Below are 1,213 nucleotides of genomic sequence, written 5' to 3' on the forward strand. Positions count from 1 at the left end.
AGGGACTCCAGGCCGGTGAACTCCTGGTGCCAGGTGCCGTCTTGGCGGCGCGTGAAGCGCAGCCGCAGCGTGTCGTGGTGGGCGACGACCGCGCGCAGCGCCGCTTCCAAGCATGGGACGTCCACCGGCTCGCTCGACGCGAGCATGAAGGCCTGGGCGAAGTGGTGCGGTTCGAGGAGCTCCTTCTCGAAGAAGTCGAGCTGGATGGGCGTCAGGAGGGAGGTGCCGAGCACCATGCCCGAATCGACCTGTGGCCCACCCTGCTGCTTCGCCACGCGCGCCAGCGCTTCCAGTGTCTGGTGTTGGAAGAGCTGGTTTGCGGCCAGGTGCAGGCCGGCCTGACGCGCGCGTGAGACCACCTGGATGGCGAGGATGGAGTCGCCGCCCAGCTCGAAGAAGTTGTCACGGAGGCCGATGCGCGGCACGCCCAGCAGCTCGGTCCAGATGCGGGCCAGCGCCTGCTGTGGCGAAGTCTGGGGTTCGAGGAAGTCTCCCTCTTCGCGAGGCTTCAGGTCCGGAGCCGGGAGGGCCCGCCTGTCGACCTTGCCATTGGGAGACAGGGGCAGCGTCGGCAGCGTCGCGAAGGCCGAGGGCACCATGAACTCGGGCAGGCGCTGGGAGAGGGAGGCGCGCAGGGCCTGGGTGTCGAGTTCGGCGGAGGCGACGAGATAGGCGACGAGGCGGGGAGCGGAAGCATCCTCGCGAAGGACGACGACGGCATCGGAGACGCCGGGAGCGGCGAGGAGCGCGGCCTCGATTTCACCCAGCTCGATGCGGAAGCCGCGCAGCTTGACCTGGAAGTCGGCGCGGCCGAGGTACTCGAGGGAGCCGTCAGGCAGCCAGCGAGCGACGTCGCCGGTGCGGTAGAGGCGCGCGCCGGGGATGGCGGAGAAGGCGTCGGGGAGGAAGCGCTCGGCGGTGAGAGCGGGACGGCTGAGGTAGCCGAGGCCGACCTGGACGCCGCCGATGAAGAGCTCGCCCGGCACGCCGACGGGAGTAGGGAGTCCGGTGGCGTCGAGGACGTGGAGCTGCGTGTTGGAGACGGGGCGACCGATGGGGACGAAGTGTCGGGAGTCGCCCCGGGCGCAGTGCCAGAAGGAGACGTCGACGGCGGCCTCGGTGGGGCCGTAGAGGTTGTGGACCTCGGCGGAGGCGGGAAGGAGGGCGTGCGCGCGGCGGACGAGCTCGGCGGGGAGGGCCTCACCACTGCACA

General features: G+C 70.6%; 1 protein-coding gene. It reads right to left on the bottom strand.

Annotation, left to right across the window (positions count from 1 at the left end; genetic code table 11):
- On the bottom strand, positions 1–1,213 hold a 1,213-nt coding region (locus tag FJV41_RS49200; protein WP_141649517.1), incomplete at both ends, for an AMP-binding protein.

Source organism: Myxococcus llanfairpwllgwyngyllgogerychwyrndrobwllllantysiliogogogochensis (assembly GCF_006636215.1).
In the GTDB taxonomy this organism is placed as follows: Bacteria; Myxococcota; Myxococcia; order Myxococcales; family Myxococcaceae; genus Myxococcus; species Myxococcus llanfairpwllgwyngyllgogerychwyrndrobwllllantysiliogogogochensis.